Source organism: Mesorhizobium album, assembly GCF_033977205.1.
Taxonomy (GTDB): domain Bacteria; phylum Pseudomonadota; class Alphaproteobacteria; order Rhizobiales; family Rhizobiaceae; genus Mesorhizobium; species Mesorhizobium album.
Genome location: NZ_JAVIIW010000011.1, coordinates 1 through 24,444 on the forward strand (window position 1 = coordinate 1; position 24,444 = coordinate 24,444).

The 24,444-nt window shown below is 64.7% G+C and carries 24 protein-coding genes and 1 pseudogene; 14 read left to right on the plus strand and 11 right to left on the minus strand.

Features of this window, described 5'->3' with window-relative positions; all coding sequences use genetic code 11:
* Positions 1-104: pseudogene (locus RFN28_RS34845) on the plus strand (IS110 family transposase); the annotation flags it as partial.
* 42 nt (positions 105-146) lie between these two features.
* Here RFN28_RS34845 and RFN28_RS11400 read toward each other — a convergent pair.
* Complete coding sequence (locus tag RFN28_RS11400; protein WP_320287443.1) at positions 147-1,403, minus strand: ubiquinone biosynthesis hydroxylase; 1,257 nt, start codon at positions 1,401-1,403, stop codon at positions 147-149.
* 106 nt (positions 1,404-1,509) lie between these two features.
* Between RFN28_RS11400 and tesB the strand changes: the two genes are divergently transcribed.
* From tesB to RFN28_RS11435, 7 genes are all read left to right on the plus strand, one after another.
* Complete coding sequence (gene tesB, locus RFN28_RS11405; protein ID WP_320287444.1) at positions 1,510-2,373, plus strand: acyl-CoA thioesterase II; 864 nt, start codon at positions 1,510-1,512, stop codon at positions 2,371-2,373.
* Between the two features lie 246 nt (positions 2,374-2,619).
* Positions 2,620-2,958: a P-II family nitrogen regulator gene (locus RFN28_RS11410; RefSeq protein WP_320287445.1), complete on the plus strand. Its 339-nt coding sequence runs from the start codon at positions 2,620-2,622 to the stop codon at positions 2,956-2,958.
* Positions 2,959-2,991: 33 nt separating this feature from the next.
* Positions 2,992-4,338 (plus strand): ammonium transporter, encoded by a 1,347-nt coding sequence (locus RFN28_RS11415; protein ID WP_320287446.1) that lies wholly within the window; start codon positions 2,992-2,994, stop codon positions 4,336-4,338.
* Positions 4,339-4,625: 287 nt separating this feature from the next.
* Positions 4,626-4,901 (plus strand): hypothetical protein, encoded by a 276-nt coding sequence (locus RFN28_RS11420; protein ID WP_320287447.1) that lies wholly within the window; start codon positions 4,626-4,628, stop codon positions 4,899-4,901.
* Positions 4,902-5,113: 212 nt separating this feature from the next.
* A complete protein-coding gene (locus RFN28_RS11425; RefSeq protein WP_320287448.1) occupies positions 5,114-7,759 on the plus strand; it encodes a DNA translocase FtsK in 2,646 nt (881 codons plus the stop codon).
* A 130-nt stretch (positions 7,760-7,889) separates the two neighbouring features.
* Positions 7,890-8,564, plus strand: coding sequence for an outer membrane lipoprotein carrier protein LolA (locus RFN28_RS11430; protein WP_320287449.1), 675 nt, complete (start codon positions 7,890-7,892; stop codon positions 8,562-8,564).
* A gap of 101 nt (positions 8,565-8,665) precedes the next feature.
* Positions 8,666-9,472, plus strand: a complete 807-nt coding sequence (locus RFN28_RS11435; protein ID WP_320287450.1) for an exodeoxyribonuclease III — start codon at positions 8,666-8,668, stop codon at positions 9,470-9,472.
* 47 nt (positions 9,473-9,519) lie between these two features.
* Here RFN28_RS11435 and RFN28_RS11440 read toward each other — a convergent pair whose 3' ends face one another.
* The 5 genes from RFN28_RS11440 to ccmA all read right to left on the minus strand — a co-directional run bounded on the left by RFN28_RS11440 (position 9,520) and on the right by ccmA (position 12,224).
* The gene (locus tag RFN28_RS11440) at positions 9,520-10,098 is read right to left on the minus strand and encodes a DsbE family thiol:disulfide interchange protein (RefSeq protein ID WP_320287451.1); all 579 of its coding nucleotides are present in this window, start codon (positions 10,096-10,098) and stop codon (positions 9,520-9,522) included.
* A complete protein-coding gene (gene ccmD, locus RFN28_RS11445) occupies positions 10,095-10,268 on the minus strand; it encodes a heme exporter protein CcmD (protein WP_320287452.1) in 174 nt (57 codons plus the stop codon). The genes RFN28_RS11440 and ccmD overlap by 4 nt, the downstream gene beginning before the upstream one ends.
* An 81-nt stretch (positions 10,269-10,349) precedes the next feature.
* The gene (locus tag RFN28_RS11450) at positions 10,350-10,727 is read right to left on the minus strand and encodes an Imm50 family immunity protein (protein ID WP_320287453.1); all 378 of its coding nucleotides are present in this window, start codon (positions 10,725-10,727) and stop codon (positions 10,350-10,352) included.
* Entirely contained in the window at positions 10,727-11,392 is a 666-nt protein-coding gene (gene ccmB / locus RFN28_RS11455; protein WP_320287454.1) for a heme exporter protein CcmB, read from the minus strand. The genes RFN28_RS11450 and ccmB overlap by 1 nt, the downstream gene beginning before the upstream one ends.
* A gap of 223 nt (positions 11,393-11,615) precedes the next feature.
* Entirely contained in the window at positions 11,616-12,224 is a 609-nt protein-coding gene (ccmA, locus tag RFN28_RS11460; RefSeq protein WP_320287455.1) for a heme ABC exporter ATP-binding protein CcmA, read from the minus strand.
* Between the two features lie 285 nt (positions 12,225-12,509).
* On the opposite strand from ccmA, the gene acnA reads away from it, so the two are divergent.
* The 3 genes from acnA to RFN28_RS11475 all read left to right on the plus strand — a co-directional run bounded on the left by acnA (position 12,510) and on the right by RFN28_RS11475 (position 17,204).
* Positions 12,510-15,200, plus strand: a complete 2,691-nt coding sequence (gene acnA, locus RFN28_RS11465) for an aconitate hydratase AcnA (protein ID WP_320287456.1) — start codon at positions 12,510-12,512, stop codon at positions 15,198-15,200.
* A gap of 409 nt (positions 15,201-15,609) precedes the next feature.
* Positions 15,610-16,413, plus strand: coding sequence for a DUF1223 domain-containing protein (locus RFN28_RS11470; RefSeq protein WP_320287457.1), 804 nt, complete (start codon positions 15,610-15,612; stop codon positions 16,411-16,413).
* A gap of 404 nt (positions 16,414-16,817) precedes the next feature.
* Positions 16,818-17,204, plus strand: a complete 387-nt coding sequence (locus RFN28_RS11475) for a DUF2794 domain-containing protein (protein WP_320287458.1) — start codon at positions 16,818-16,820, stop codon at positions 17,202-17,204.
* Between the two features lie 102 nt (positions 17,205-17,306).
* Here RFN28_RS11475 and RFN28_RS11480 read toward each other — a convergent pair whose 3' ends face one another.
* The 4 genes from RFN28_RS11480 to RFN28_RS11495 form a co-directional block, all read right to left on the minus strand.
* Positions 17,307-17,882: a GNAT family N-acetyltransferase gene (locus RFN28_RS11480; RefSeq protein WP_430677793.1), complete on the minus strand. Its 576-nt coding sequence runs from the start codon at positions 17,880-17,882 to the stop codon at positions 17,307-17,309.
* Between the two features lie 117 nt (positions 17,883-17,999).
* Positions 18,000-18,740, minus strand: coding sequence for a Bax inhibitor-1/YccA family protein (locus tag RFN28_RS11485; protein WP_320287459.1), 741 nt, complete (start codon positions 18,738-18,740; stop codon positions 18,000-18,002).
* Positions 18,741-18,986: 246 nt separating this feature from the next.
* Positions 18,987-21,527 carry an ABC transporter permease gene (locus tag RFN28_RS11490; protein WP_320287460.1) on the minus strand — a complete coding sequence of 847 codons (2,541 nt, stop codon included), beginning with the start codon at positions 21,525-21,527 and terminating at the stop codon, positions 18,987-18,989.
* The gene (locus tag RFN28_RS11495) at positions 21,527-22,225 is read right to left on the minus strand and encodes an ABC transporter ATP-binding protein (RefSeq protein ID WP_320287461.1); all 699 of its coding nucleotides are present in this window, start codon (positions 22,223-22,225) and stop codon (positions 21,527-21,529) included. Before RFN28_RS11495 ends, RFN28_RS11490 begins: the two co-directional genes overlap by 1 nt.
* A gap of 76 nt (positions 22,226-22,301) precedes the next feature.
* On the opposite strand from RFN28_RS11495, the gene RFN28_RS11500 reads away from it, so the two are divergent.
* On the plus strand, positions 22,302-22,946 hold the full coding sequence (locus tag RFN28_RS11500) for an arylesterase (protein WP_320287462.1): 645 nt from the start codon (positions 22,302-22,304) through the stop codon (positions 22,944-22,946).
* Between the two features lie 118 nt (positions 22,947-23,064).
* Entirely contained in the window at positions 23,065-23,661 is a 597-nt protein-coding gene (thpR, locus tag RFN28_RS11505) for an RNA 2',3'-cyclic phosphodiesterase (RefSeq protein ID WP_320287463.1), read from the plus strand.
* Here thpR and RFN28_RS11510 read toward each other — a convergent pair.
* Positions 23,565-24,083 (minus strand): low molecular weight protein-tyrosine-phosphatase, encoded by a 519-nt coding sequence (locus tag RFN28_RS11510; RefSeq protein WP_320287464.1) that lies wholly within the window; start codon positions 24,081-24,083, stop codon positions 23,565-23,567. The two genes, thpR and RFN28_RS11510, sit on opposite strands and share 97 nt — an antisense overlap.
* Before the next feature lie 49 nt (positions 24,084-24,132).
* On the opposite strand from RFN28_RS11510, the gene RFN28_RS11515 reads away from it, so the two are divergent.
* Complete coding sequence (locus RFN28_RS11515; protein ID WP_126097111.1) at positions 24,133-24,426, plus strand: 4a-hydroxytetrahydrobiopterin dehydratase; 294 nt, start codon at positions 24,133-24,135, stop codon at positions 24,424-24,426.
* Positions 24,427-24,444: the final 18 nt, after the last annotated feature.

A 24,444-nucleotide genomic window follows, 5' to 3' on the forward strand; every position in this document is an offset into this window, starting at 1 on the left:
GCGCCAACGGCAAAAAGCCAATGGTGGCCATCGCCGCCGTCATGCGAAAGATCATCGTCACCCTCAACGCTAGGCTACGAGACGCCGCCATTCCTCAGAGTTGATGACGACGCGATGGGCGCTGCGGCTATTCTCCAAGCCAGGCGTCAGATCGCCTCCCCCTTGAGCAACCGTGGCGTGTCACCTGACAGACCCGAAGCCTGGCGGATGAAGAAGTCCTTGAGCCTTGGCATGCGCTCGACAACGCCAAGGCCGATGTCGCGCACGGCGCGCAGCGGGCCGATGTCGTTGGAAAACAGCCGGTTCAGTACGTCGGTGGTGACGCCCATCTGCAGCGTGTCGAAGCGCCGCCATTGCTGGTAGCGCTCAAGCACGTCGAGGGCGCCGATGTCCTGGCCGAGCCGGTCGGCCTCGACCAGGACTTCGGCAAGCGCCGCGACATCCTTGAAGCCGAGGTTGAGGCCCTGGCCGGCGATCGGGTGGATGCCGTGCGCGGCGTCGCCGGCGAGCGCGATACGGGGCGCGACGAAAGCGCGGGCAAGGGTCAGCCCGAGCGGCCAGGCGCGCGGCTTGTCGGCAACGTGGATCTCGCCGAGCTTCAAGCCGAAACGCTGTTCCAGCTCATGCTCGAAGACGAACTCGTCGCCTTCCACCAGCGCTTTGGCATCTGCCGTGCGCTCGACCCAGACGATCGACGAACGGTTGGTGCCGTCCTTGTCGGGCTTTAGCGGCAGCGTGGCGAAGGGGCCGGCGGGCAGAAAATGCTCTTCGGCGCGGCCATTGTGCGGGCGCTCATGCGCCACCGTGCAGACGATGCCGGACTGGCCGTATTCCCATTTCACCGTCTTGATGCCGGCCATGTCGCGCAGCTTCGAATTGACGCCGTCGGCAGCGATCAGCAGCCGCGCCTTGAGCGCCGCACCATCGGCCAGATGCACTTCGACACCGGCGCTGCCGGTGTCGAAGGCGCTGACGGCCATGCCCTCGATGATGTCGATGCCGAGCTTTTCGGCGCGCCGGCGCAGCGCCCCGTTCAGAACCCGGTTGGCGACCATATGCGCGAAGGGCTCGCCGGGCGCCACCTCGCCGTCGAAGGTCAAAAACACCGGGCGTACCGGATCGGCGGTGCGCGAATCGGTGATGATCATCTCGGTGATCGCCTGCGCTTCCGGCGCGATCTCTTCCCAGACGCCGAGCTGCTCCAGCATGCGGCAGGCCGCGGCGGCGATGGCCGAGGCGCGGCCGTCCTTCCGCCAGACGCCGGCGGGCGCCGCATCGACAATGGCGATCCCAAGGCCTGGGCGGGCCTGCTTCAGCGACACGGCGGTGGTCAAGCCGACATAGCCGGCGCCCGCCACCAGAACGTCCAGCGAGGCCTCGCCAGTTCCATCCGCCTTGACCATGGCACTTTCCTTTCGCGGCTTGCGACCCCGCGCTGGCCGCAGCGGCTTGACTGCCTGCCTGTCCTGTCCGAAACCCGCCATGACACATCTTTGAAGGACATGGAACATGACGGCGGCCATGGACGAGCTTCTCGGCATTCTCGACCTCGAGCAGCTCGAACACAACCTGTATCGTGGTCGCAGTCCCAAGCTCGACTGGCAGCGTGTGTTCGGCGGCCAGACGATCGCCCAGGCGCTGGTCGCCGCCCAGCGCACGGTCGAGCCCGAGCGCCATGTGCATTCGCTGCATGGCTATTTCATGCGGCCCGGCGACACCAAGGTGCCGATCGTCTACGAGGTCGACCGCATCCGCGACGGCGGCTCCTTCACCACGCGCCGTGTGGTGGCGATCCAGCACGGGCAGGCGATCTTCTCGCTCGAAGCCTCATTCCAGCAGGACGAGGTGGGGCTGGAGCATCAGCTGCCGATGCCGCGCGACGTGCCGGCGCCCGACACGCTGCTGTCGCAGCGCGAGCTGCTCGGCAAGTTCGGCGAGGCGGTGCCGGAAGGCATCAGGCGCTACTGGGAGCGCGACCGGCCCATCGAGATGAAGCCGGTGATGCTCAAGCACTATACCAGCCGCGAGAAGCTGGAGCCGGAGCAGAATATCTGGATCCGCACCACCGGTCCGGTGCCGGAAAACCGCGCCATTCAAGCCGCCGTGCTTGCCTATCTCTCGGACATGACGCTGCTCGACACCTCGACCTTCGCGCATGGCCGCGCCATCTTCGACCGCGACATCCAGGCGGCCAGCCTCGACCATGCGATGTGGTTCCACCGCAGCCATTCCCTGGACGACTGGATCCTCTACACGCAGGACAGTCCCTCCACGCAAGGTTCGCGCGGTTTCACGCGCGGCTCGCTGTTCGCGCGCGACGGGACCCTCATCGCCTCGGTCGCCCAGGAAGGCCTCATCCGGCTGAAACGGTAAGTCGGCTCGAGTTAGCGCCTAGAAATCGGGCATTTTTTAAATTCTGCCTATCTTTTAATCAGACGGCTTGACGGACCCGCGCACGATTATTGGGCACGGTTCGCGCATCCCCTTTGTTTACAACAGGTTAACGCCCTGCCTCGGCAACTGGCACGGAGCTTGAATCCTATCCTGCACTCTCCGGCTCCTCGGGATCGGTGAAGGTGTGCAAACGCGGGGGACCGCAACAGCAAAGGGTGAAACCTTATGAAAATCGTGATGGCAATCATCAAGCCGTTCAAGCTCGACGAGGTGCGCGAAGCGCTTACCGCCGTCGGCATCCAGGGCCTGACCGTCACCGAAGTCAAAGGCTACGGGCGTCAGAAGGGACATACGGAAATCTATCGCGGCGCGGAATACGCGGTGAGCTTCCTGCCCAAGATCAAGATCGAAGTCGCCGTCGGCGCCGACATGGTCGACAAGGCCGTCGACGCCATCACTGCGGCCGCCAAGACCGGCCAGATCGGCGACGGCAAGATCTTCGTCTTCGGCATCGACCAGGCGGTGCGCATCCGCACCGGCGAAACAGACACCGACGCGCTCTAAAAGCCGCGATCAGCTATTCCAACGGAGAGTTCTATGAATATACCTTCCACCTTGAAGACTACGGGACGAGTGGCCGCCTCGCTCGCTCTCGTAGCGCTGAGCACGGTCGCCGCCTTCGCGCAGGAAGCTGCTCCCGCGGCGGCGCCGGCCGCACCCGCCGCGCCGACCCCGGTGCTTGATACCGGCAACACCGCCTGGATGCTGACCTCGACGGCGCTGGTGCTGATGATGACCATTCCCGGCCTGGCGCTGTTCTACGGCGGCATGGTGCGCAAGAAGAATGTGCTCGCCACCATCATGCAGAGCTTCGCCATTACCTGCCTGGTGACGGTGCTGTGGTTCATGTTCGGCTATTCGCTCGCCTTCTCCGATGGCGGCAGCACGAACGCCTATATCGGCGGCTTCTCGAAATTCTTCCACCACGGCATCACCACCGCGACGCTGTGGCTGCCGGGCGTGGCGAACATTCCTGAACTCGTCTTCTCGATGTTCCAGCTGACCTTCGCCATCATCACGCCGGCGCTGATCGCCGGCGCCTTCGCCGAGCGCATGAAGTTCTCGGCGCTGCTGATCTTCATGGGCCTGTGGCTGGTCTTCGTCTATGCGCCGATCGCACACTGGGTGTGGGGCGGCGGCTTCCTCGGCTCGGCCGGCGTTCTCGACTTCGCCGGCGGCACGGTCGTCCACATCAATGCCGGTGTCGCGGGTCTCGTCTGCGCGCTCGTTCTCGGCAAGCGCGAGGGCTATGGCACCGTCAACATGGCGCCGCACAACCTCGTCTATTCGGTGATCGGCGCTTCGCTGCTGTGGGTCGGCTGGTTCGGCTTCAACGCCGGCTCGGAGCTGGCAGCCGACGGCCTTGCCGGCGCCGCAATGTTGAATACCCAGGTTGCCACCGCCGCCGCGGCGCTGGCCTGGATGTTCGCCGAATGGATCGTCGCCAAGAAGCCCTCGGTGCTCGGCATCATCTCCGGCGCCGTCGCCGGCCTCGTCGCGGTGACGCCCGCTTCCGGCTTCGTCAACCCGACCGGCGCCTTCATCGTCGGCATCGTCGCCGGCGTGCTCTGCTACATCTCGGCCGTCAAGGTGAAGCACATGTTCGGCTATGACGACTCGCTCGACGCCTTCGGCGTACACGGCGTCGGCGGCGTCATCGGTGCGCTGCTCACCGGCGCGCTCGCCGATCCGGCGATCAACGCGCTCGGTAAGGGCGCTTCGGTCGGCACGCAGGTCTACGGTATCGTCTTCACCATCCTGTGGACGGCGATCGCGACCTTCATCATCCTCTTCATCGTCAAGGCGCTGGTCGGCCTGCGCCCGAGCAGCCAGGAAGAGGTCGAAGGTCTCGACGTTACCCAGCACGGCGAAGTGGTGCCGTAAGGCGGGCTTTTGCCAAGGGCCGGCGGACTTCCCGCCGCCGGCCCGGATTCGCCGCCGAGCGGTTCTTCCGGATCTACTCCCAAGATCCCGTCGTGACGCTCTCTAAAAGGGGCTCACGCCTTGAGGCCCGGAAACAATCCGGGCCTCCTTTTTATCGGTTATGAGTCGCGGCGTTTTGATCACATTCACTTGATCGCGCATGTGTGAAACGTCGGCCCTTCCGGTCCCGTACCGGGATTGCGATCGCCATCGTGGCGCTCGCCAAATATCAGGGAAGGAACCGACTAATGAACTTCAAGAATATCTTCCTGGGAGCGATGGCTCTGTCGATGGTCAGCGGCGTTGCACTTGCTGGCGCTCTCGACGAGCCTGACAACATGGCGCCGTTCTTCACCGATTCCAGCATGAAGACCATGAAGTCCGAGGCCGATTTCAAGGCGGCCTGGGCTGCGACGGCGAAGGACAAGCAGGACATGATGATGAAGGAGTGCCAGGACGCGGCGATGAGCAAGCCCCACGCCGAGTTCTGCGCCAACCTGATGATGTACGCCGGTCACAAGTGATTTGCGGAGGGTCGGATCCGGACGGGTCCGATCGTTTCGCCGTTGCCAGTGAGAGATGGCGGGCTCGACGGCCCGCCATCTCCTTTTCCGGAGGGCATCTCGGTAAAAGGCCATGGTTAATGCGGCCTTAACCTTCCCACCGATAGTCTGGCGTTCGAATCTGCCGGGATGCGTCACGCACCCGGCCAGGCAACGACTTACGGGGAAGAGGCATGCGTTCAGGCGCTTCAGCACCGCTCGCGCTGACCGATACGGGGCACGGCATCCATGCTTTCGCGCGGCGGCAGGTCGGGCGGTTGGTCGGCGCCGGCCTGTTCGTCTTCACCGCCTTCGGCGTCGCCAGCCTCGCTACCTGGAACGTCGCCGATCCGAGCTTCTCGCACGCCACCAACAATATCGTCACCAACGCCATGGGCTATGCGGGTGCGGTGTTTTCCGACCTCGCCATGCAGTTCTTCGGCCTTGCCGCGGTCGCCGGACTGGTGCCGGCGGTGATCTGGGGCTTCCTTCTGTTCTCCGCGCGCGGCGTCGACAGATTGCCCAAGCGCGGACTGGCCTGGTTCGGCTTTGCGCTGCTCGCAGCGGCGATCGCCGGCTGTGTCACGCCGCCCAACACCTGGCCGCTGCCGACCGGCCTTGGCGGCGTGTTCGGCGACATGGTGCTGAAAATCCCGGGCATCGCCGTCGGCGGCTACCCGAAGGGTCTTTTCGCCAGCATAATCGCGGTCGTCCTGGCTGGGCCGGCCCTCTGGCTGTTCGCCTACGGCTCGGCGCTGATTGCGCGCAAGAACGGCTTTGCCGTCATGGAGCGCGCCGCCGAGCCCGATCCGCGCGAGCAGGACAATCTTCTGTTCGAGGAGGATGAGGACGAGGACGATGAGGGTATACTGGCGCTCGGTGCCATCACCCATTGGTGGCTGTCGTTCCGCGCCTTCCTGCATCGCCGCGCCGTGCGCCGCAGGCAGGAGCGCGACGAGTTCGAGCCCCAGATGGAGCAGCGGGCGAGCGCCTGGCGGCGCGCCGCTGAGCGCGTCGAATCGGCCGAGTTTGCCGAGTCCCGGATGAGCCCCGGCGGCCGCGCCCGCGTCGAGCCGGAATTCTTCGCCGCGATGGTCAACGACCGCAGTGCCTCGGTCGATCCGGTCGATGATGATGACTTCGACGAAGATGTCGATCTCGACGACGAGGAACCTGTCCAGCGCCGCGCCACCGTACGCAACTTCCGTTCCGACGCGGCGACCCGCGTCGAGGCGCCTGCGCCGCGCCCAGTGCAGGGCGCGCGCGTCCAGCGCGAGGCGCAGACCTCGCTGATCGGCTCCGGCAGGTTCGAGATGCCGTCGCTGCATTTTCTGTCCGAACCGAAGAACGTCGCGCGCGACCCGAGCCTGTCGAAGGATGCGCTGGAGCAGAACGCGCGGCTGCTGGAAGGCGTGCTGGAGGATTTCGGCGTCAAGGGCGAGATCATCCATGTCCGCCCGGGCCCGGTCGTCACGCTCTATGAGCTGGAACCCGCGCCAGGCATCAAGTCCTCGCGCGTCATCGGCCTTTCCGACGACATAGCCCGCTCGATGAGCGCGATCGCCTGCCGCGTCGCCGTGGTGCCCGGCCGCAACGCCATCGGCATCGAGCTGCCGAACGCCAAGCGCGAAACGGTCTACCTGCGTGAAATCATGGCGAGCCGCGATTTCGAGACTACCAAGGCGAAGCTGGCGCTGGCGCTCGGCAAGACCATCAACGGCGAGGCGGTCATCGTCGACATCGCCAAGATGCCGCACGTGCTGGTCGCGGGCACCACCGGCTCGGGCAAGTCGGTCGCCATCAACACCATGATTCTGTCGCTGCTCTACCGGCTGACGCCGCAGGAATGCCGGCTGATCATGATCGACCCGAAGATGCTCGAACTCTCGGTCTATGACGGCATCCCGCATCTGCTCACGCCCGTCGTCACCGATCCGAAGAAGGCGGTGGTGGCGCTGAAATGGACGGTGCGCGAGATGGAGGACCGCTACCGCAAGATGTCCAAGGTAGGCGTGCGCAACATCGACGGTTTCAACGCCCGCGTCAGCCAAGCCGAGAAAAAGGGCGAGAAGATCTCGCGCACGGTGCAGACCGGCTTCGATCGCCAGACCGGCGAGGCGATCTACGAGACTGAGGATCTCGACCTCGAGCCGATGCCCTATATCGTGGTCATCATCGACGAGATGGCCGACCTGATGATGGTGGCCGGCAAGGACATCGAAGGCGCGGTGCAGCGCCTGGCGCAGATGGCGCGCGCCGCCGGCATCCATGTCATCATGGCGACGCAGCGCCCGTCGGTCGACGTCATCACCGGGACCATCAAGGCCAATTTCCCGACCCGCATCTCCTTCCAGGTGACATCGAAGATCGACAGCCGCACCATCCTGGGCGAGCAGGGCGCCGAGCAGCTGCTCGGCATGGGCGACATGCTCTACATGGCCGGCGGCGGCCGCATCCAGCGCGTCCACGGCCCGTTCGTCTCGGACGACGAGGTCGAGAGGATCGTCGGGCATCTCAAGCTGCAGGGCGTGCCGGAATATCTCGACGCCATCACCGAGGACGACGAGGAAGACGACGAGGACGGCGCCTCAGGCAGGGGCGGCTCGGGCGGCGGTGGCGGCGGCAATTTTGAGGATTCAGACGATCCCTACGACCAGGCGGTGGCCGTGGTGCTGCGCGACGGCAAGGCTTCGACCAGCTACATCCAGCGCCGGCTCGGCATCGGCTACAACCGCGCCGCCTCGATCATCGAGAAGATGGAGAAGGAAGGCATTGTCGGCCCGGCCAACCACGCCGGCAAACGTGAGATATTGGTGCCGACGGAAGAGGACAAATTCTAGGCCTGGTCGAGCGCGGCAACTTCGAACCTTCCGGCGCGTTCATGCGACGGAGCGCCGCGCGACCCGCCAAACTTAGGCCCAACTGGGGGTCCAGAGACTGCGACGACACGGAAAACAGGAAGTGACCGGCATGAAGACCTTCGTCCACTCAGAATTCGCTCCGACCCGCCGGCAGGTGCTCGGCCTTGGCCTGGTGCTGGCGGGTACGGCCGCCATCAATGTCGTGCCGGGCTTCCAGCTTCTGGCGAGGGCGCAGGCGGCGGTTCCGCCGGCAGCGCAGAAGATCGCGGACCACTTCTCCTCGGTCAAATCGATGAGCGGCGAATTCGTGCAGTTCGGGCCGAAGGGCGAGCAGACCGGCGGCAAGTTCTTCCTCGAACGCCCCGGCAAGATCCGCTTCAACTATGACGGATCGTCGAATTTCCGGGTGATTGCAGACGGCAAGTCGGTGGTGATCCTCAACAAGAAGATGAACACCTCCGACCTTTATCCGCTGTCGAAGACGCCGCTCAAATTGCTGCTCGACGACCGGATCGACCTCTCCGGCGGGCGGGTGAAAGCGGTCAAGGAAGAGGACGACCTGACGACGATTCAGCTCTCCGACAAGTCGGTATTCGGCAATGCCCGGATCACCATGATGTTCGACCCGAAGAGCTACGAGCTGCGCCAGTGGACGATCACCGACGCGCAGGGCAAGGACACGACGGTGATGATCTTCAACGTCAAGGAAGGCGTCTCCATCCCGCCCGACACTTTCGACATCGACTATACGGCGAACCGCGAGCTCAACACCAAGACGAGGTAGGTCCGCCGATATTCAGGTGGGGCCGGCAGAAAGCGCCGACCAGCTTGTCTTTATAGCGCTTGACTGGCAGTAGATCGGCGAACTTTTGCCGGACCTGCCGCATGCCCTTCACCATCGCTACCTGGAACATCAACTCCGTGCGCTTGCGCATGCCGATCGTCGAGCGGCTGTTGCAAGAGCATGCGCCGGACGTGCTCTGCCTGCAGGAAACCAAGGTTCCGGACGAGCTTTTCCCCGAGAAGGCTTTTCGCAAGGCGGGCTACGAGCACATCCTTTTCCACGGCCAGAAGGGCTATCACGGCGTCGCAACGGTAGCGCGCCGGCCGATCGAGCTGGTCGAGAAGCGCCGCTTCTGCGAGATCGACGACAGCCGGCATCTGTCGGTCAAGGTGCAAGCCGGCGGCAGGTCGATCCTGCTGCATAATTTCTATGTTCCGGCCGGCGGTGACGAGCCCGATCCGGAGATCAACCGGAAATTCCGCCACAAGCTCGATTTCGTCTATGAGATGAACGGCGTGCCGGCGAGCCAGGACGATCAATCCGCCTCGATCCTGGTCGGCGACCTGAACATCGCGCCGCAGGAGCATGATGTCTGGTCGCACAAGCAGCTGCTCAACGTCGTCAGCCACACGCCGGTCGAGACGGAAAACTTCGAGGCGATGCGGCAGACCGGCGGCTGGATCGATCTGATGCGGCTCAACGTGCCCGCCGAGCAAAAGCTCTACACATGGTGGAGCTACCGAGCGAAGGACTGGGAAGCATCGGACCGGGGCCGCCGGCTCGATCATGTCTGGTCGTCAGCCAATCTGGTGCCGAGCTTTGCCGGCTACGAGATTCTGAAAGCGGCGCGCGGCTGGGAAAAGCCATCGGACCATGTGCCGGTGATAGCGCGGTTCGATCTGGAGTAAGCTTGGGGCGGGAGCCGCGGTTGAGGGCGGCAGAGGCTCGAGGGCCGTCAGCCCGGTGCGTTGAGTGCCTTCTCGATCTGCGGCAACAGCAGATCCTTGGCCGATTCCGGCGTCAGCGGCCCGACATGCTTGTAGGCGACCTTGCCGTCCTTGCCGATGACGAAGGTCTCCGGCACGCCGTAGACGCCCCAGTCGATCGCCGTGCGGCCGGCCGGATCGACGCCGATCGCCTGGTAGGGATTGCCGAGATCGCCGAGGAAGCGGCGGGCATTTTCCGGCTCATCCTTGTAGTTCAGCGCGGCAAGCGTGAAGCGCTTGTCCTGCGACAGCGCCAGCAGCACCGGATGCTCTTCCCGGCACGGCGCGCACCATGACGCGAAGACGTTGACCAGCGTCACCTTGCCGGCGAAGGATTTGGAATCGAGTCCCGGCAGGTTCGACCCTTCGAGCGGCGGCAGGTTCGTCTGCGGCGCCGGCAGGCCGATCAGGGCCGAGGGAATTTCCGAAACATCGCGGCCGGAGAGAAGCTGCGACAAAAACAGTCCGGCCAGGCCCAAAAAGACCAGCAGCGGAAGAAGCACGAACAGGCGGCGGCGGGGCGCCGGCGTTTGGGTTTCGCTGCTCACGGCTTCGTCGTCCCGGCCTTGTCGGAGCGGCGCCGCACGCCTGCGGCCTCGAGCGCCGCAAGTTCCCGCTTGCGCGCCCGCTGATCGAGCAGGATCCAGCCGATCAGCCCGGCGAGCACGACGGCCGTGATGGCATAGGCGGCGGTGACAAACAGGGCGTGCGCGCTCATTTCTCGATCAATCACTTATGGCGTTCTAATAGTCGCCTCGGTCTTCAGTCGCAATGAACGACGCGTGCGGCAGATTTGCGGTCACAATGACTGCAGGAACCCCGAGATGCTGCCGACGCGCATGAACTTGGATGTCAGCGACAGTCTGACGGCCCCTTCACATGTCAGCAGGATCTTGCCCGCATCGTCCCACATCCTGATCGAGCTCGTCCCATGGCTCTCGAATTTGCGCAGGCTGACCGACTCGACATCGAGGAACTCCAATCCGAAGGACACTGCATTGAACTCTCCCCATTTGGCCGGCGGCCGGTAGGGCAGCACCGTCGAAATAAAGGACAGATGCATGACCGGACCGTCGCGACTCATCGTGGCCGAAGTGATCTCGACGGAGGACAGGTCCGGGTAGTGACCATAGATGGTCTGGAGAAAGATCGGGTTCTCGATCCGCAGCGGCCACATCAATCCGTCCCGTGGCGCAACGCCAGCGCCGCCGCCAGCGGTCCGAGCACGGCAAGAAACAGCGTCAGCGCGGCAAGAATGAGGAAGGGCTGCAGGAACGGCGCCGGATAGGCTACTGCGCCGTAGCTTGCCGAGACGCCGAAGATCAGCACCGGAATGGTGAGCGGCAGCACCAGCACCGAGATCAGCAGCCCGCCGCGCGGCAGCGCCACCGCCACCGCGGCACCGGCGGCACCGATGAAGGTGATGGCCGGCGTGCCGACGAGAAGCGTCAGCGCCGTGGCGCCGATCCCGAGTGGCTCCATGTTCATGAACAGGCCAAGCAGCGGGGCCGCGACCACCAGCGGCAGCACGCTGCCCGTCCAATGCGCCAGGCATTTGGTCAGCACCGTCAGCGCCAGCATCTGGCGATCGCCGTTGAGCACAAGCAGGTCGAGCGAGCCGTCCTCACGGTCGGCCTGGAACAGCCGGTCGAGTCCGAGCAGGCAGGCGAGCAGGGCAGCGATCCAAAGGATCGCCGGGCCGATGCGTGACAACAGGTTGAGGTCGGGTCCGACGCCGAATGGGATGGTAGCGATCACCGCCAGGAAGAAGATGACGCCGATCAGCGCCCCACCGCCGGCGCGGATGGAGAGGCGGATGTCGCGTAGGAAGAGGGCTAGCATGGGCGAGAAGCCTCTATGGCTCGATCGCCGTCTTTACAAACGTCGCGTTCCTTCACACCCCCCTCTGTCCTGCCGGACATCTCCCCCGCAAGGGGGGAGATCGGATGTCGCTCTGGCTTTCGCCAATCTCCAACGCTGGAGCGCCGACGGGGGAACTGCCAATCTCCCCCCTTGCGGGGGAGATGGCCGGCAGGCCAGAGGGGGGTGGGACGGAGTGCGAACGTCATCCAGCCATCCCCATCCTCAACGCCTTCGCCCCCTCCAGCCCCAGCGGCAGGTGCGTCGCCGCAACCACGATCCCTCCATCCTCCAGATGCCCCTTCATCAACCCCGCGAACCTCTCCTCCGACGCCTTGTCCAGCCCCGCCGTCGGCTCGTCGAGCAGCCAGATCGGCCGCCGGCTGACCAGGAGCTTGGCGATCGAGGCGCGACGCTTTTGCCCGGTCGAGAGATAGCCGAAGGGCAGGTGTCCGAGCCCTCCCAGCCCGACGGTCTCCAGCGCCTCCTCCACAACGAGCCCCGGCTCGCCTTGGAAGGCGCGCCAGAAGCCCAGATTCTCGTCGACGCTGAGTGCCGTCTTCATCGCGTTGAGATGGCCGAGATAATGCGCTGTCGAGGCGACCGATGAAAATTCCTCGCCACCGCCCTCGACCCGCACCCGGCCTTCGGCCGCCGGCAGCAGGCCGGCGAGGACCCTTAGAAGCGTCGATTTGCCGGCGCCGTTCGGCCCGGTGACGATAAGCGCCTCGCCCTTTTCGAGCGCGAATCCGATGCCGGAAAAGACCGTCTCGCCGCCGCGCTCGCCGCCCAGATTTTCGGCGATCAGCCGCATCCCTTGCCCGTCCCGAAAGCACCGTTTTGCGGCCGCCGCCGCATCGCACAAATTTGCCTTTCGACTGTCTAGAACTATTCCAGGAAATTCTCTATATGCGGTTCATCCGTGCCAGCGGTCGGCGCGGGAGAAGAATTAGCGCCGAACCAGCGCACGCGCCGCCTTGAACGGCTCGGGTTGCTCGGGAGCGGACAGCGGAAATGGCCGTACCCGCACCTTTGCGCGTGATTGCATGCCATCGGCGTCCGTTCCCTTTCAGGCTGAACAGACAAGGACGGATCGCACGTGTCAAAATCCCTCGACAGCTTCAATTGCCGCCGCACCCTGACCGTGGGTGGCGCGGACTATGTCTACTTCGACCTCGCCGAGGCCGAGAAGAACGGCCTCGCCGGCATCGCCCAGCTGCCCTATTCGATGAAGGTGCTGCTGGAGAACCTGCTGCGCAACGAAGACGGCCGCTCCGTCACCAAGCAGAGCATCAAGGCGGTCGCCGCATGGCTGAGTGATAAGGGCACGGCCGGCGTCGAGATCGCCTACCGCCCGGCGCGCGTGCTGATGCAGGACTTCACCGGCGTCCCGGCCGTGGTCGATCTGGCCGCCATGCGCGACGGCATCAAGGCGCTCGGCGGCGATCCGGAAAAGATCAACCCGCTGGTGCCGGTCGACCTCGTCATCGACCACTCCGTCATCGTCGACGAGTTCGGCACGCCGATGGCCTTCGCACGCAATGTTGAGCTCGAATATGAGCGCAACGAGGAGCGCTACAAGTTCCTGAAATGGGGCCAGCAGGCCTTCCGCAACTTCCGCGTCGTGCCGCCCGGCACCGGCATCTGCCACCAGGTCAACCTCGAATATCTCGGACAGGTGGTGTGGACCAACAGCGAGGACGGCGAGACCATCGCCTATCCCGACACCTGCGTCGGCACCGATTCGCACACCACCATGATCAACGGCCTTGGCGTGCTCGGCTGGGGCGTGGGCGGCATCGAGGCCGAGGCCGCGATGCTCGGACAGCCGGTCTCCATGCTTCTGCCCGAGGTCATCGGCTTCCGCCTTACCGGCAAGCTGAAGGAAGGCGTCACCGCCACCGACCTGGTGCTCACCGTCACCCAGATGCTGCGCAAGAAGGGCGTCGTCGGCAAGTTCGTCGAGTTCTTCGGCCCCGGCCTCTCCAACATGACGCTGGCCGACCGTGCCACCATCGGCAACATGGCGCCGGAATACGGCGCCACCTGCGGCTTCTTCCCGGTCGACAGCGAGACCATCCGCTATCTGACGATGTCCGGCCGCGAGGAGAACCGCATAGCGCTGGTCGAGGCCTATTCGAAGGCGCAAGGCATGTGGCGCGACGCCGGCTCGGCCGATCCGGTTTTCACGGACCTGCTCGAGCTCGACCTCGGCGATGTCGTGCCGTCGATGGCCGGCCCGAAGCGCCCCGAGGGCCGCGTCGCCCTGGAGGACATTCCGGCCGGCTTCGCCAAGGCGATGGAGACCGAGTACAAGAAGGCCGCCGAGATCTCGAAGCGCTACGCGGTGGAAGGCGCTTCCTACGACCTCGGCCATGGCGACGTCGTCATCGCCGCCATCACCTCCTGCACCAACACCTCGAACCCGAGCGTGCTGATCGGCGCCGGCCTGCTTGCTCGCAACGCCAATCGGCGCGGCCTGAAGCAGAAGCCCTGGGTTAAGACCTCGCTCGCCCCCGGCAGCCAGGTGGTGGCCGAATATCTGGAGAAGTCCGGCCTGCAGAAGGAACTTGACCAGATCGGTTTCAACCTGGTCGGCTTCGGCTGCACCACCTGCATCGGCAATTCCGGCCCGCTGCCGGGCCCGATCTCCAAGACCATCAACGATAAAGGTTTGATTGCTGCCGCGGTCTTGTCCGGCAACCGCAACTTCGAAGGCCGCGTCTCTCCGGATGTGCAGGCCAACTACCTCGCCTCGCCGCCGCTGGTGGTGGCGCACGCGCTGGCCGGCACCGTCACCAAGGACCTCACCACCGAGCCGCTCGGCGAGGGCAGCGACGGCAAGCCGGTCTATCTCAAGGACATCTGGCCGACCGCGGCCGAGATCCAGGAGTTCATCGAAAAGAACGTCACACGCGAGCTGTTCGCCCGCAAATATGCCGACGTCTTCAAGGGCGACGCGTACTGGCAGAAGGTCAAGGCGCCGGCAGGCCAGACCTATGCCTGGGACGATCATTCGACCTATGTGCAGAACCCGCCCTATTTCGCCGGCATGGCGCGCAGCTTCGGCAAGATCGGCGATATCAAGGGCGCGCGCGTGCTGGGTCTCTTCGGCGACAAGATCACCACCGACCACATCTCGCCGGCGGGCTCGATCAAGGCCGCTTCGCCGGCCGGCAAGTATCTCACCGAGCACGGTGTCGGCGTCGCCGACTTCAACCAGTACGGCACGCGGCGCGGCAATCATGAGGTGATGATGCGCGGCACCTTCGCCAACATCCGCATCCGCAACCACATGCTGGGTGAGAACGGCCGCGAGGGCGGCTATACGATCCACTATCCCTCGAAGGAGGAGATGTCGATCTACGACGCCGCGATGGAGTACAAGAAGGAAGGCGTGCCGCTGGTGATCTTCGCCGGCGTCGAATACGGCAACGGCTCCTCGCGCGACTGGGCCGCCAAGGGAACGAATCTCCTTGGTGTCCGCGCGGTCATCGCCCAGTCCTTCGAGCGCATCCACCGCTCGAACCTGGTCGGCATGGGCGTGATCCCCTTCGTCTTCGAGGACGGCACCTCATGGGCCTCCCTCAATCTCAAGGGCGACGAGCTGGTCGAGATCGACGGGCTGGACGCGATCAAGCCGCGCCAGAAGATGGTGGCCAAGGTCACCTATGGCGACGGCACGGTGAAGAACGTGCCGATCGTCTGCCGCATCGATACGCTGGACGAGCTCGACTACTTCAAGAATGGCGGCATCCTGCAATACGTGCTGCGCGATCTGGCAGCCTAAGGGAGTAAGGGAATAGGGGAGTAAGGGAGTAGGGAACAGGCATCCCTACTGCCCTACTGCCCTACTGCCCTACTGCCCTACCGCCCTACTGCCCTACCGCCCTACTCCCTTACTCCCCTATTCCCCCAATTAAACCGCCGCCCGCCAAGCATTAGCCGGTTCGCCCGAAGTCCCGATCCTGTTCGCTCGCAATAGAGATCGTCCGGCATCAGGAAACTTTGCCACATGGCGATGATGCGGCTCCGAAATCGAACCGCATCGAAAAATGCAGCCACGCCCCTGGTGCCGCCTTATCTGCGGTTGCGACGCCACAATTTCACCGCAACGTGACTTCCCGTTGACTGTCGGTTCTGCCACATATTTTAGCAATCAGAACAAGGCCGGCGTCACCGGCGGGAATCGGAACGTCATGGCATCTCGAGGATCATTGCGGCTTGCGGCACTTGCGCTGGCCGTTTCAACTTTTGCCGGTGCCGCGCTGGCAAACGAGCCCGAGAAGCCGCCAATCGATAAGACTCAAACCGACAGGACTCAGGCCGACAAACCCTTGGGCGTGGTCGAGCTCTTCACCAGCCAGGGCTGCAGCTCCTGCCCGCCGGCCGACGAGTTCTTCGCCGAGCTTGCCGCCAAGGAAAACATCGTCGCGCTCGCCTACCATGTGAACTACTGGGACTATCTGGGCTGGCAGGATACGCTGAGCACGAAGGAAAACACCGACCGGCAGTATGACTATATGCGCGCCTTCGGCAGCCGCTCGGTCTACACCCCGCAGGCCGTCATCAACGGCCGCAGCCATGTCAATGGCGCCAGCCGCAAGGATGTCGACGGCGCGCTGGCCCGAATGGACAGGGCTGGCGAGGGCATGCGGGTCGGCATCAAGGTGAGCCGCACCAGCGACCGCGTCGTGATCGACGCCGGCGACGCCGGCAACGGCCCGACCGACGCCCATGTGGTGATCGTCTATTTCGATCCGCCGCACATGGTGAAGATCGGCCAGGGCGAGAACAGCGGCCGCAGCCTGACCTATTGGAATGCCGTCTCCGACATCCAGACGGCCGGCATGTGGCACGGCAAAGCGCAGCGCTACGAACTGCCGATGACCGAGATCGCCAAGAAGGGCGGCTGCGCGGTGCTGCTGCAGTCCGTCGGCAGAGACGGCATGCCCGGCCCCATCCTCGGCGCCGCCTTCATCCGCAAGCCCGATCGGCTTTAGCTCCCCCTTCTCCCCTGTGGGAGAAGGAAAATAAAAAACCGGCGTCAGCTTGCTTCTGACGCCGGTCATTCAGGTTTTGGGATCGTCGCACCTGATTTTTCCAAGGAAAAACCGAGGTTGGTTCGATCCGACGCTGACCCGTGGGCGGGGGGCTTGGGGTTTACGAGCCGGTGCCGGACCGAACCGTCTCAGGCAACGCGGGTAAACTCGTCGGACATTGGGGCATGAGCGCGGATAATTTGTGGCGACATTGTGGCGGAGCATCACCAATGACAACACGCGTTTCGCAAACGTGACTGGACCTTTCGGAAACGGCGCAGGGCCGGCTAGCTTAGCCGGCCCTTGCAATTCGGCCGCGAAAGCGCGAACCTTATCGCGTGCAGATTCAATCGAAGGATCGAGGCATGACCGATCACAGCAGCGGGATGGAGGATGGGGAAGCATCCGGAATATTGATCCCGCTGCACGAGGCGCGCCGCGCGCGCCTCGACCAGCCGGTTCGCTTCGATCGACGCGAACTCGACCAGATTCTGAGGCTTTACGGACGCATGGTGGCGGCCAACGAATGGCGCGACTATGCGATCGACCATCTCTCTGATCGCGCTGTCTTTTCTGTCTTCCGCCGCGCCAGCGAAGTGCCGCTGTTCCAGATCGTCAAGGACCCTAAGCTGGCGCGCCGGCAAGGCGCCTTCGCCGTCATCGCCGCCGGCGGGCGCATCCTGAAGCGCGGCCAGGAGCTCGGCCGCGTGCTCGGCGTGTTCGATTCCAAGCTTAAGCTGGTCGAGGCTTGAGCCAGGGAACTGAAGAACTGAGGAAACTGAAGAACGAAGGAAGACGGCGGCTACACCAGGCGCTGAGCGCCTTTTTCTTCAATTCTTCAATTCTTCAATTCCTCAGTTCCTCTTTCCCTCGCGAAATCTCCGCTCCGGCAGCGAATCCGGATCGGGCGGCAGCGCTGCGCCGCCGTTGAGCGGCAGCTGCATGAACACGGTGTCCAGCCAGCGTCCGTGCTTGTAGCCCGACCCTTCCAGGCGCCCGGAATGATGGAAGCCGAGCTTCTCATGCAGCCGCACGGACGCGCTGTCTGCGTGCCCGTCGCCGATCACTGCAATGATCTGGCGAAAGCCCGCGGCGCGCGCCGCCTCGATCAGCGCCTGCATCAACAGGAGGCCGACGCCCTGACCCTTGGCCTCGGGCGCGATATAGACCGAGTCCTCAACGACGAAACGGTAGGCGGGACGCGGCCGGAACGGTCCGGCATAGGCATAACCGAGCACGGCGCCGTTCTTTTCCGCCACGAGATAGGGAAAGCCGCCTGCCGCTAAGGTGTCGAATCGATTGCCCATTTCGGCGCGGCTGGGCGGCTCCAGCTCGTAGCTCGCCGTGCCGTTCCTGACCGCGTCGGCATAGATTTTGGTGATTCGGTCGAGGTCGGCAGCGGTGGCCGCTCTGATTGCGATGTTGCTCATAATTTGTGCAGTTCGTTCTTCTGCCTCGATAACAGCAGAGGAGCGCGCAAAAGGAAAGGGCGGCCGTTGGGCCGCCCTTTCCGAAGTCTATGGTCCAGCCGGACCGGACTGCGCGCCTTAGCGACGATCGCCCATGAACTGCAGCAGGAACATGAACAGGTTGATGAAGTCGAGATAGAGCTGCAGCGCGCCCATGATCGCCTTGCGGCCAGCAACGTCCGCGACGTCACCCTCGAAATACATCTCCTTGATCCGCTGCGTGTCGTAGGCGGTCAGGCCCGCGAACACCAATACGCCGATCGCCGAGATGGCGAAGGCGAGCGCCGACGACTGCAGGAAGATGTTGATCAGCAGCGCGATCAGCAGGCCGATCACACCCATGATCAGGAACGAGCCGAAGGCCGTCAGGTCGCGCCTGGTCGTGTAGCCATAAAGCGACAGCCCGCCGAAGGCCGCGGCCGTAGCGAAGAAGGTCTGGGTGATGCTGGTGCCGGTGTAGACGAGGAAGATCGTCGACAGCGACAGGCCGACAAGGCCGGCATAGACCCAGAACGTGGTCTGCGCCGCCGCCACGCTCATCGACTGGATCCTGAACGACAGGAACATCACGGCAGCCAGCGGCGCCAGGATGACGACCCAGCGGAACGCGCTTGCATAGATGAGTTGGCCGAAGGCGGTCAGCTGGCCGTCGCCGGTGACGGCAAGCTGGAACGCACCCCAGGCGGCGAGGCCGGTGATGAGCAGGCCAAGCCCCATCAGGTTGTAGACTTTGATCATATAGGCCCGCAGGCCCTGATCGATATCGACGCGCGCGCCGGGAGCGGCGGACGTCTGGTAGTTGCGAATGGGATCAGCCATTGGAAATCCTCTGTTGCTCCTGCCCCGTCCGGTGACAGGTCCCCAGATTCACTCTGTTGGGACCAGGCGCCGCTGGCCGGGCTCCAGCATGCCTGCGCAGAAATATGATGGTTCTTGACGTTAAGGACAAGACGGTAACGGGGCGTAACGCTTCGTGAGAAGGCAAAAGCCCGGTTTTCGGCCGTTTCGGCCGGCATTCTTACAAAGATTTAACGAGGCCGAGCCTGCTCCCGGCGCTCGTCGGGGTCAGAGGTTGCGCAGCACCGGCGCCGCCTTGTGGCCGAGCACCCGCCAGGTGCCGGCGAGGCCGATGCCGACGGTGACCGCCAGCGAGACGAGGATCGTCGTCACCGCCACTTCCGGCATGAAGTGCGACGGCAGCGTCATGATATGCGCGACGACGAACCAAGCGGCGACGCCGCCCGCCGCCAGCGCAAACAGCGCGGTGGCAAGGCCGATCAGCACATATTCCAGCGAGAAGGCGGTGATCAGTGTTCGCCTTGTCGCACCGAGCGTCTTCAGCACCACCGCATCGTGGATGCGCGCCCGGTTGCCGGCGGCTAAAGCGCCCGAGAGCACTAGCACCGAGGCGATCAGCGCCACGCCCGCGGCGGCGCGGATCGCCGTCCCCAACTGCGCGACGAGCCGGTTGACGATGTCGAGCGCGTCCTTGACGCGAACCGTCGTCACCGCCGGAAAGGCGCGGGTGACTGCGTTGGGCAGCCGCGCATCGTCGGCGGTGGTGGCTTTTTTGTCGGTCAGCGTCGCCAGCCAGCCATGCGGCGCCCCGGCAAAGGTGTTGGGCGAGAACACCATGACGAAATTGATGCCCATGGTTTCCCACTCGACCTGGCGGAAATTGGCGACCCTCGCCGTCACGTTGCGGCCGAGCACGTTGACGGTGACGGTGTCGCCGAGCTTCAGCCCGATCGCCTTGCCTTCCTCGGCCGAGAACGACACCAGCGGCTCGCCGGAATAATTCTGCGGCCACCACGCGCCTTCGGTCAGCGTCGCGTTCTCCGGCTGCCTCGCGTCATAGGTGAGGCCGCGGTCGCCGCGCAGCACCCAGGCGCCGTCGGCGGGAATCTTCACCTTGTCGACGTCGACGCCGTTGAGCGCCATGATCCGGCCGCGCAGCATCGGCACCTTGACCAGCGTCCCTTGCGGCGCCTCCTTCTCGACCAGCTTAGCAAAGGCATCGACATCGCTGCTCTGGATATCGACGAAGAAGAAGTTGGGCGCCCGCTCCGGCAGGCTGCCGGAAATTTGCCGCCTGAGATTGCCGTCGATCAGCGCCAGCGTCGCCAGGAGCGTCAGGCCGAGCCCGAGCGACAGCACCACCGAAGGCGTCAGCGCGCCTGGACGGTGGATGTTGCCGAGCGCGAGTCTCAGCGAGACCGAGCGCATGCGTGGACTGCGCCTGGCCGCCCATTGCACCAGCGCCGCCACCAGCCGCAGCACCAGGAAGGCAAAGACCGTCGCGCCGACGAAGATCGAGGCGATGCGCCGGTCGTCGGCGGAAAGGATGGCGAGCGCCGCCAGCACCAGCACGATCGCCAGAGCCGCGACCGCATATGGCAGGCGTGGCAGGCCGCGGCTCTCGAAACCCATCTCGCGGAACAGCGCCGTTGCCGGCACATCGCGGGCGCGGCCGAGCGGCAGCAGCGCAAAGGCCAGTGTCACCAAGAAGCCGAACAGCGCCGCCATCGCAAGCGCGCCGGGATAGAAGCCACCTTCCGCCGGCACCGGAATGACCGATTGCAGCAGCGCGCTCGCCGCGAACGGCATCGCAGCACCCAGGATCAGGCCGAGCACGATGCCGAGGCCGGCAATCAAGAGGATCTGCACGAGATAGACCGTGAAGACGAAGCCGCCCGAAGCGCCGAGACTCTTGAAGGTGGCGATGACACCGCGCTTGCCGTCGAGATAGGCGCGCACGGCATTGGCCACGCCGACGCCGCCGACCACCAGCGCCGTCAGCCCGACCACCGTCAGGAACTGCGAGAAGCGCTGGATGTTGGAGGAAAGCGCAGGTGCTGCGTTGCTGCGCGTGCGGATCGACCAGCCGGCCTGCGGAAAGTCCTTCGCGGCTTCAGCCTGGATCTGCTTCAGCCGCGCTTCGCCTGCGCCCTCGGGCAGGCGGACCTTGTAGGCGTTCTCGACCAGGCTGCCGGTCTGGACCAGGCCGGATGCAGCAAGCCCCTCGCTTGAGATCAGCAGCCGCGGCGCGAAGCCGAAGCCGTCCGATATCGCGTCCGGCTCGCTGATCAGCCTGGCCCTCAGCTCGAAGGTGGCGCCGCCGAGTTTCAGCCGATCGCCGACATGCAGATTGAGCCGATCGAACAACAGCTCGGGCGCAGCGGCGCCGAAGACACCCGATCGCTCGCCGAACAGCTCCTTCTTCGGCAACGACGGGTCGGTTTCCAGCACGCCGTAGAGCGGATAGGCGTCGTCGACCGCCTTGGCCTCGACCAGCGCCTGGTCCGAGCCGTCCTCGAGGCGGGCCATCGAGCGCATGCCGGCATTCAGCGAGACCGGGCCAAGGCTCTTGATGAAGCCGAGCTCGGCATCCGAGGCGCTGCGCTGGTTGATCTGGAAGCGCAGGTCGCCGCCGAGCAGCGTCTGACCCTGATTGGCGACACCGGCGGTGATCGCCTGCGCCACCGAATTGACGCCGCCGATCGCCGCGACGCCGAGCGCAATGCAGGCGAGGAAAATCATGAAGCCGGACAGGCCGCCGCGCATCTCGCGCAGCGAAAAGCGCATGGCGAGCTTCAACGTCCGCATCAGGCCGGCACCCTGACGGACTTCGGCGCATCCTCGATGCGCCCCGAGCGCATTGACACCTGGCGCGAGCAGCGGGCGGCAAGCGCCGGATCATGCGTGACCAGAACCAGCGTCATGCCGCGCTCGGCAGCCTTGGCGAAGAGAAGGTCGGCGATCTGCTTGCCGGTAGCCTGGTCGAGATTGCCGGTCGGCTCGTCGGCAATCAGGATGCGCGGCGAGGGCGCCAGCGCCCGGGCGATCGCCACGCGCTGCTGCTCGCCGCCCGAGAGCTCGCCGGGATAGTGCGTCACACGGTCGCTCAGGCCGACCGCCGCGAGCTCTCGCGCCGCCACGCCGAACGGGTCGGCATGGCCGGCCAGCTCCAGAGGCACCGCGACATTTTCGAGCGCCGTCATGTTGGGGATGAGGTGGAAGGACTGGAAGACGATGCCGATGTTTCGCCCCCGAAACGAAGCAATCTGATCCTCGCTTTTGCCATTGAGCAATTCGCCGGCGATTCGCACTGTGCCCGAGTCAACCCTTTCCAGCCCGGCCAGGACCATCAGCAAGGTGGACTTGCCGGATCCTGACGGGCCGACGATGCCGGTGGCCTCGCCGCCCGCCACATCGAGGCTGACGCCTTTCAGCACATGGACGGAGGAAGCGCCCTCGCCGAGCGTCAGGGAGACATCCCTCAATGCGATGACGGCTTCTGTCACAATGAAAGCGTCCTATATGGTGGATAAGGGAGACGAGTCTTCCCCGCGAATGTTTCGGTCATATGGGGCTCGCCGCATGGCTTTCAAACACTCACTCGCCGCAGCCCTACTCCTTTTCCTAGCGGTTTGCGGCGCCATTTCGTCGGCGCGGGCTCAGACCTTCTCCATCGTCGGCTTCGGCGACAGCCTGATGGCGGGCTTCAACCTCGCACCCGGTCAGGGCTTCACCGACCGGCTGCAGGCGGCACTGAAGGCAAAGGGCCTGGACGTCACCGTCGCCAATGCCGGCGTCTCCGGCGACACCACCAGCGGCGGGTTGGCAAGGCTCGACTGGTCGGTGCCGGACGGCACCAGGCTCGTCATCCTCGAGCTCGGCGCCAACGACATGCTGCGCGGCGTTTCGCCCGGCATTGCCGAAAAGAACCTCGACACGATGCTGGGTAAGCTCAAGCAGCGTGGCATCCCGGTGCTCCTGGCCGGCATGCGCGCCGCGCCCAATCTCGGCGCCGACTACCAGAAGACCTTCGATGCGATCTATCCCAGGCTTGCCGCCAAATATGATGCTCCGCTCTACCCGTTCTTTCTCGACGGCGTCGCCGCGCACCCCGACCTGCAGCTGGAAGACGGCCTGCATCCCAACCCCAAGGGCGTCGACGTGATGGTCGAGCGCATTCTGCCGGCCGTCAGGAAGGCCATTGCCGCAAATGGTGGTCCGTCGTGAGGCGGGTGGGTAACGCTTTCCGTTGGGGAAAGCTTGTGGACAACAAAGCGCTTGCTCCGCATGGCTATCGATGATTCGCTAGGGGCGAGAGTTTCGATTCGAGGACAGGAGGCTTCCCATGCCACGTCTTTTCACCGCCCTCGAAATTCCGCGTGATGCCGCTCTTTCGCTGTCCCTGCTCCGGGGCGGGCTTCCGGGAGCCCGCTGGATCGATGTCGAAAACTACCATCTGACGCTGCGCTTCATCGGCGATGTCGAAGGCCATGTCGCCGACGAGATCGCCGGCGCGCTCGACCGCATCCACCGTCCTTCCTTTCCCCTGACGCTCTCCGGCGTCGGCGCCTTCGGCGGAAAGAAGCCGCATGCGGTGTGGGCCGGCGTATCCGCCTCGCCGGACCTGGTGGCGCTGCAGAGCGAGATCGACCGCATCTGCCAGCGGCTCGGCCTGCCCGCCGATCCGCGCAAGTTCATGCCGCATGTGACGCTCGCGCGCCTGCGCAACTCGAGCCCGGCGGACGTAGCGCAATATCTTTCGGCGCGCGGCAATTTTTCCGCACTGCCCTTCCGCGTCGGCCGCTTCGTCCTGATGTCGTCGCGCGATTCGGTGGGCGGCGGTCCTTATATCGTCGAGGAAGCCTGGCCATTGGCCGGCGCCGACGCGCGCGCCTCCAGCCGCTTCGCCAGCGCCTCCGACGCTTCGCGGATCATGCGGTAGACGGCGGCGAAGGCCTGCTGGTCCTCGTAATAGGGATCCGGCACGTCCCGTCCCGTTCCGGTCGCAAATTCCAGATAGAGGTGGATGCGGTCGCGCGCGGCCTGAGGCGCCAGCGCCTTGAGATCGCGCACATTCGAGCGGTCCATGCCGAGGATCAGGTCGAAGCGCGTAAAATCCTCCGGCGCTATTCTACGCGCCCTTTGCCCGGAAATGTCGATGCCATGGCTTGTGGCGACCGCGATCGAACGCGGATCGGGAGCGGAGCCGACTTCCCAGCCACTGGTCGCGGCCGAATCGAGCACCATGCCGCGGCCCTCTCCGCGCTCGGCCCACACGGCGCGGAAGACACCCTCGGCCAGCGGCGAGCGGCAGATGTTGCCGAGGCAGACGAACAGAATGGATTTTATGGGCTTTGCGCTCATCGATCCGGCGCTATGGTTGATTCAATTTCGAATAGCACAGGAACCCGACATGACCAGAGAGAAACTCAGCAAAGAAGCGATCGCCGCCGCGCTCGCCGAACTCGAAGGCTGGTCGCTGGCCGCCGATGGCGCATCGATCAAGCGCAGCTTCGGCTTCAAGAACTTCTCCGAAGCCTTCGCCTTCATGACCCGGGTGGCGCTTGCCGCCGAGAAGATGGACCACCACCCCGACTGGTCGAATGTCTACAAGACCGTCGACGTGACGCTGAACACGCACGACGCCGGCGGGATCACGGCGCTCGACATCGAATTGGCGAAGCGGATGAACCGCTATTTCGGGTAGGGCTGGGGAGTCCGCCGG